The organism is Cupriavidus sp. FW305-F7 (assembly GCF_058782875.1).
On sequence record NZ_JBYSYC010000103.1, the window covers coordinates 1 to 6986 of the forward strand.

6 protein-coding genes and 1 pseudogene are annotated in these 6986 nt (G+C 68.8%); 1 reads left to right on the top strand and 6 read right to left on the bottom strand.

What is annotated here, in order from left to right; genetic code table 11:
• Positions 1 to 124: 124 nt before the first annotated feature.
• Positions 125 to 758, bottom strand: a pseudogene (locus AC3WL8_RS39550) (NAD(P)-dependent oxidoreductase); the annotation flags it as partial.
• Between the two features lie 177 nt (positions 759 to 935).
• Here AC3WL8_RS39550 and AC3WL8_RS39555 point away from each other — a divergent pair.
• Positions 936 to 1496 (top strand): nucleoside 2-deoxyribosyltransferase, encoded by a 561-nt coding sequence (locus tag AC3WL8_RS39555; protein WP_211980767.1) that lies wholly within the window; start codon positions 936 to 938, stop codon positions 1494 to 1496.
• Here AC3WL8_RS39555 and AC3WL8_RS39560 read toward each other — a convergent pair.
• Genes AC3WL8_RS39560 through AC3WL8_RS39580 form a run of 5 tightly spaced genes read right to left on the bottom strand, consistent with a single transcriptional unit; the run spans position 1493 to position 6332 of the window.
• The gene (locus AC3WL8_RS39560; protein ID WP_211980768.1) at positions 1493 to 2098 is read right to left on the bottom strand and encodes a PqiC family protein; all 606 of its coding nucleotides are present in this window, start codon (positions 2096 to 2098) and stop codon (positions 1493 to 1495) included. The two genes, AC3WL8_RS39555 and AC3WL8_RS39560, sit on opposite strands and share 4 nt — an antisense overlap.
• Entirely contained in the window at positions 2095 to 3750 is a 1656-nt protein-coding gene (locus tag AC3WL8_RS39565; RefSeq protein WP_211980769.1) for a PqiB family protein, read from the bottom strand. Before AC3WL8_RS39565 ends, AC3WL8_RS39560 begins: the two co-directional genes overlap by 4 nt.
• Positions 3737 to 4489, bottom strand: coding sequence for a paraquat-inducible protein A (locus AC3WL8_RS39570; RefSeq protein ID WP_013955724.1), 753 nt, complete (start codon positions 4487 to 4489; stop codon positions 3737 to 3739). Before AC3WL8_RS39570 ends, AC3WL8_RS39565 begins: the two co-directional genes overlap by 14 nt.
• On the bottom strand, positions 4486 to 5175 hold the full coding sequence (locus tag AC3WL8_RS39575; RefSeq protein WP_153956884.1) for a paraquat-inducible protein A: 690 nt from the start codon (positions 5173 to 5175) through the stop codon (positions 4486 to 4488). The genes AC3WL8_RS39570 and AC3WL8_RS39575 overlap by 4 nt, the downstream gene beginning before the upstream one ends.
• Complete coding sequence (locus AC3WL8_RS39580; RefSeq protein WP_153956885.1) at positions 5175 to 6332, bottom strand: AI-2E family transporter; 1158 nt, start codon at positions 6330 to 6332, stop codon at positions 5175 to 5177. Before AC3WL8_RS39580 ends, AC3WL8_RS39575 begins: the two co-directional genes overlap by 1 nt.
• Positions 6333 to 6986 lie beyond the last annotated feature (654 nt).

The window sequence follows — 6986 nt, forward strand, 5'->3', positions numbered from 1 at the left end:
AACCCACCGAAGTGACTACGTAGAGCATCACGTAGCGCCGTAGGAATCCTCGTCCTTTCCGCCGTAAGGCGGCAGCCAAAGGCTGAGGACGGGGAGGATGTCAACTCGCGCGATACCAGCCCGGCCCGGCCGTCGACGGCCCGCCGACGGTGGCCACCACCAGGAAGTCGGCCCACGTCGCCAGCGCCTTCAGAGTCAGGCTCGAAGCGCCACGGCGCGCCCTCGCGCAGGCGGCGGTTGTTGTACGCGATCTCCATGTCGAAGCCCTGCGCGCGGCGCGCGACGATCTCGCCGATGCGGCCCAGCCCCAGGATGCCGAGCTTCTTGCCCGACACGCGCGTGGTCAGCGGGAAGCCGCCCTGCGGCCAGCGCCCGGCGCGCACGAAGCGGTCGCCATGGGCGATGCCACGCGCCGCATCCAGCAGCAGCCCGAAGGCCAGGTCGGCAACACAGTCGTTGAGCACGTCGGGCGTGTTGCTGACCTGGATGCCGCGCGCGCGGGCCGCGTCCAGCGCGATCGCGTCATAGCCGACGCCGAAGCTGACGATGGCTTCCAGGCGCGGCAGCGCATCGATCAGCGCCACGCTGCAGCCGTGGCGCGCCGAGGTCACCACCACGCGCACCTGCTGGCCCTCGCTGCGCGCCCACGCGATCGGATCGGCCTGCTGCCACAGCGCGGCGGCGCCGTATTGTTGCTGCAGGGTGGCGTTGGTCTGCGGCGCGAGCGGGCCGACCTGGAGGATCTGGGGAGCAGGCATGGGATGCGGGATGCAAGGAGGGGACGGGCAATGGTAGCGCAAGGGCCTCCTATGCGCAGGGAGCAGGCAAAGCGTGCGCGCGCAAGTTGTGCGATGTTCGTGCAGGCCGGTGGTATCGCGCCCGCGGGCGGCGGGTTATGCTGCGATCCTGATCCCTGTTGCCCTACTTCACGTGCCATGAAAACCATCTACCTGGCTGGCTTCGACGTCTTTCGCAAGGATGCGCGCGCCTGGGGCGAGCACCTCAAGGCGCTATGCGCAGCGCATGGCTTCAGTGGCTTGTATCCACTCGACAAATCCGCGCCCGAAGGCCTGTCGGGTGCCGACACCGCGCGCTGGATCTATGACGCCAATCTCGCGCTGCTGCGGCGCGCCGACATGGTGATGGCCAACCTTGACGATTTCCGCGGACCGGGCGAGCCGGATTCCGGCACGGCGTTCGAGGTGGGCTTTGCGGTGGCGCTGCAGAAGCCGGTCTGGGCCTACAGCGCGGACGCGGGAACGCTGCGCGCGCGCGTCACCGTGGCCACCGACGAGGATGGCACGCCGCTGGATGCGCGCGGCTTCGTGGTGGAGAATTTCGGGCTGGGCAAGAACCTGATGCTGGCGTGTGCGGCGAAGCTGGTGCACGGTGGTGCGGCCGAGTGCCTGGCGGCGATGGCCGAGGCGATTCACCGGCGGGCCGCTGAAGCCGCCGCGCGCCGCGAGCGCGACACCGCGGCGTGGGGCGACGACTAAGGCCGCAGCGACTGCACCCCGGCCGCGATATCGGCCGCCGTGCTGGCGACGATCTCGCGGTACGCCGCCACGACGCCATCGACCGCGCCGGGCGCCGGCAGCTCTGCCTGGGTGCGGCCGCTGACCACCTTGCCGTCCGGCAGCCGCCGCACGGTCCAGTTGATGGTGGCGCCGGCACGCTGGCCCACGTCGGCATCCAGGCGCAGCACTTCCGTGGTGATCCGGTACAGCGGCTGCACGTCCGACATCCCCTGCTGATAGGTGTCGACCGCGCCCAGCGTGGCCTGCAGGCGTTGCGACAGCGCGTCGCGCAGCTCGTCGGGCAGCGGCGCGGACCAGCGCGCCAGGTCCAGCAGGCGCAGGCCGGCCTCGCCGCCATCGCGCACCACCAGTTGCGGGCGGTTGAGCCGCTCCGGCACGCGCACCGGCGCGACTTCCAGCCATAGCGTGTTGGTCGATGCCGGCGTCGTCGTGGCCGGCAGCGGCGCGACCGCGCCCTGCGCCAGCGTGTAGTAGCGCGGCTCGGGCGAGGCGCACCCGGCCAGCACGGCCGCGACCAGCGCGCCGGCGAGGAGGCTGGTGAGAGTAAGGCGCTTCATCATTCTTGCTCCGGCTTGCCGCGCAGCAGCGCTTCAGGGTGGCGTTCGAGGTAATCGGTCAGCGTGCGCAGCGACGTGGCGGTGCGCGTCAGCTCCTGCAGCATGCGGCGCGTGTCCTGCTGCAGCGGCGCGTCCGAGGCCAGCGTGCCGTTGGCCGCGGTCAGCGTCTTGCGCGCGTCCTGCAGCGCGGCCAGCACCTGTGGTGCAACGTCGCCGTTGAGCTGCTGCACCAGCTTGTCGGCCGTTGCCAGCGTCTTGTTCAGGCTGGCCACCGTGCTGCGCAGGTCCTGGCCGATCTGATCGAACGGCACCTTGTCGATGCGGTTGACGATGTCGCCGACCTGCGCCTGTATCTGATCGAAGGTGCCTGGGGTAGTGGCGAACTCAGGAATCGGCGCGTCCAGGTCGACCTTGGCCGGCGGCGCCTTCGGGAAGAAGTCGAGCGCCACGTAGAGCTGGCCGGTGAGCAGGTTGCCGGTGCGCAGTTGCGCGCGCATGCCACGCTGCAGCAGCCCCTGGATGATCTTGCGCGCGCGCTCGCGGTCTTCGACATCGCGTTCGCGGAAGCCCATGCGCGACGGGTACAGCTCCACCACCACGGGCATGCGGAACGCCTTCTTGTCGCGCTGGTATTCGATGCCGATCGAACGCACCTGGCCCACGATCACGCCGCGGAAGTCCACCGGTGCACCCGGCGACAGCCCGCGCACGGACTGGTCGAAATTGAGCACCGCCAGCGTGGGCGCCAGTTCTTCCGGCTCCTTCATCGCCTCGGCCTGGTCGTTGGCCAGTAGGAACTGCGTGTTCTCGGCCGCGGCGTCGGTGACGGTGGTGTGGTCCGGCGCCTGGAAGGCGACGCCGCCCAGCAGCACCGTCACCAGCGACTGCGTCGACAGCTTGAGCCCGCCGGCATCGAGCTTCAGGTCGACGCCGCTGGCATGCCAGAAGCGCGTGTCGGCGGTGACCAGCTTGTCATAGGGTTTGTTGACGAACACGCGCAGCGTGAGGTCGCGCCCGTTGGGATCAAGCTGGTAAGCCACCACCTGGCCCACCAGCACGCGCCGGTAGTAGACCGGCGAACCGATATCGAGCGAGCCCAGCTCCGAGGCGCGCAGCACGAACTGCTTGCCGGAGGCATCGGTGGTGACCGCCGGCGGCACTTCCAGCCCCTTGAAGTCGCGCGCGGATTCCTGCGACTTGCCCGCGTCCACGCCGATATAGGCGCCCGACAGCAGCGTCTCCAGCCCGGACACGCCACTGGCCGCAAAGCGCGGGCGCACCACCCAGAAGCGGGTGTCGGCCACGGCGAAGTTCTCGGCGTCCTTGGTCAGGTCAATCGACGCCACCACGTGCGAGCGGTCGCGCGCCAGCCGCACCGACTTGACCAGCCCGATGTCGACGTCCTTGTAGCGCACCGCGGTCTTGCCGGGCGTCAGGCCTTCGGCGGTGCGGAAGGTGACGGTGATCTCCGGCCCGCGCGAGGTCAGCGTATGCACCAGCAGCGAGATGCCGACCACCGCGGCCACGATCGGGATTAGCCACACCAGCGAGGGCAGCCAGCGCGCGCGGCGCCGGCGTTCGGGCCGCGGCAGGCCCGGCGGTGCCGGCGGGGGCGAACCCGCCGGCGTGGTGGCTTGGTTGTCAGTGTCGGGCATTGTCGTCTTCCAGCGAATCCCACAGCAGGCGCGGATCGAAGCTGAGCGAGGCCAGCATGGTCATGACCACGACCGCGCCGAAGGCCATGGCGCCGCCGCCGGGGATGATGGTGGCCAGCGCCCCGGCCCGCACCAGCGAGGCCAGCAGCGCCACCACGAAAATATCGAGCATCGACCAGCGGCCGATCACCTCTACCAGCCCGTACAGCCGGGTCTGCTGCCGGATCCGCCAGGTCGAGCGGAAATGCACGGACAGCAGCAGGAAGGTGAGGATCACCATCTTCAGCAGCGGCACGATGATGCTGGCGATCAGCACCAGCCCGGCGAGCATGTGCGAGCCGGACAGCCACAGGTAGATCACGCCGGACAGGATGGTGTCCTGCTGCGTGCCGAGGATGGACTGAGTCACCATCACCGGCAGCACATTGGCCGGAATATAGAGGATAAAGGCGGCGAGCAGGAAGGCCCAGGTACGCGCCAGGCTGTCGGGCTTGCGATGGTGCAGGGTGGCGCCGCAGCGCGGGCAGGGCTCGCCCTCCAGTGTGCGCGGGCTGACCAGGTCACAGGCGTGGCACGACAGCAGGCCCAGCCGGCTGGCGGTCGGGACCTGCGGCAGCGGGTTGCGCTCGTCGTCGTCGGTGAGTTCGGCCACCACCTCGCGCGCCAGCTGGCGCGGGCGGGCCAGGCGGCCGCCCGGCTGGCGGGGACGCTGCGTCGGCCGTTGCGTCTGGTCTGTCATCGGCCTTCCTCGCCCGCGGCCGTGGCATTGTCATCGGGTGTTTCCAGATGGCGCCACAGGTCGCGCGGATCGAACGACAGCATCGCCGCCAGCACGATCACCAGCGCAGCGAACGACCACAGCGCGACGCCGGGCAGCACGCGCGCCATGCTGGACAGCTTCACCAGTGTCACCAGCACGCCGATCATGAAGACTTCGATCATGCCCCAGGGCCGGGTCTGGCGGATGCCGCGCACGATGCGGTCGAAGCCTGCGGGCATGCGGTGCTGCGCCATCGGCACCAGCAGGTAGGCCATCATCAGCATTTCAGCCAGCGGGAACAGGATGGTGGTGGCGAACACCAGTGCCGCCACCAGCCCCATCTTGTCGGTGTACAGGGCCTGCACGGCGCCCAGCAGCGTGGTCTGGGTGCGGACCCCCTGCAGGTCCATCTCGACGATCGGGTAGGCGTTGGAGACCAGGAACAGGATCAGCGCGGTGATCACCAGCGGCAGCAGCCGTTGATACTGGCGGCGGCTTTCGCGGTAGAGCTCGCCGCCGCAGCGCAGGCACAGCGCGCGCTCGCCGGGCGAGATCGGCGTGCGTTCGTAGACCGCGTCACAGTATTCGCACGCCACCAGCCGGTGCAGCATGGCCGGCGACAGGTCGGGGGTGGCGGGCGCGCCGGGCGCGTCGTGTCCTGCCATCAGCCGGGGTGCTTGCCGGTCGTGGCCGGCGGGACGTCGGGGTTGTCGACCACGGCCGGCGCCGGCGGCGGGGCCGCCACTGCCTCGCCCTGCTTCAGGTCCTGCTTTAGCTCTGCCTGCGAGCCGATGGTCCAGTCGCGCAGCAGCGCATAGGCGACGGCCAGCAGCGTCGGGCCGATGAACACGCCCAGGAAGCCGAACGCCAGCGCGCCGCCGAGTACCCCCAGCATGATCCAGATCAGCGGCATGCCGGTGCCCTTGCTGATCAGCAGCGGCTTGACGATGTTGTCAGCCATGCTGACCACGCCCACGCCCCATATCACCAGGAAGACGGCCCAGCCGGTGGCGCCGGTGTGGTACAGCCACAGCGCGGCCGGCAGCCACACCAGCGGCGGGCCGACCGGGATCACCGACAGGAAGAAGGTCACGAAGCCCAGGATGGCCGCGCCCGGCACGCCCGCAATCCACAGGCCGACGCCGGCCAGCACCGCCTGGATGAAGGCCGTGCCCAGCACGCCGTAGACCACGCCCTTGACGGTGCTGCCGGCCAGCTCCAGCAGGTGGTCGGCGCGCTCGCCGGCGATGCGGTGCATGCCCGCGCGCAGCCAGGCAATGGCGAACTCGCCGCCGGTGTAGAAGAAGAACGCCAGGATGATGGACAGCGCCAGCTGGCCCAGCCCGGCGCCGATCGACAGCCCGGCGCCCAGCACCACGTGGCCAACCGGGGCGATCAGCTTGCGCAGGTTGGCGACCATCTCGGAATCGGCATTGATGACGCTGTTCCAGGAATTCTGCAGGTAGGAGCCGACATAGGGCAGGCTGCTCAGCCAGGCGGGTAACTGCGGGATGCCGTGTTCCATATAGCGGTCGACCAGCGCGGACAGCTCGTCCAGGTGCGCCGAGAAGCTGGCGCCGGCGTAGACGAACGGACCCAGCACCACCACGGTGGCGAGCAGCACGCAGATCAGCGCCGCCAGGCTGCGCCGGTTGCCCAGCCAGCGCGACAGTACCGTGTAGGGGTACCACGAGCTGAAGGCCAGGATCGCGCCCCACAGCAGCGCGGTGGTGAACGGCGCCAGCACCAGCAGTGAGCCGCCGATCAGCACGATCAGCGCGAAGACGGCTGCGATTTTCTCAATTAACTGGCCTGAACTCATGGATGGCTCTCCCTTGGACCCGCCGGTGTGACGGGAACGGCGTAAATATAGCTTACGTTGGGTGGGGCGATGCGGAAGGGGGAAGGTGGGTTAGTCGTCACTATGGCGGTGGGCCGCTGGGTGCGGCGTGTTCCCCATGATGGGGGCACAGTGCCATAGGTTTGTGAAGGTGGATAGCGGGTGGGGTGTTTGGCTTTTCGACAGGGGGCGGTATGTGGCGCTTGGTGGGCGTGGGCTGGTTCGCCGGCGTAGCCGGGAGTCACTTCTTGTCCGAGCGACAAAAAGTAACCAAAAAACGCGTCGCCTATGCGGCTGGCAATCAATTCCACGGCGCTGGTGGTTCGAGCGTGGTGCTTGCCGTTTGGGCGTGAGTGCCCGTTCGACCCTGCTACGCCATGTGAGTGTGGGGCAGTGCCTGCGTTAACCCACTATTGAACGATCCCCATGCAGGGCATAGGCCGCCTGCTGCAAACGGCATCGCGGGAACGCCTACGGCTGCTGCGCAGGCTCAAAGTGCGCTGGCGGTCATTGGGTGCTTGCGCGGCAGCCGAAGGCGTTGATGCGATGTCCGTGGAATGGGAGGTGTCAGGAATTCTGTGTGCTGAGGTCGGTTAAATAAATCTCAGCGTAGGGCGTTGGTGAAGCGGTCACCGA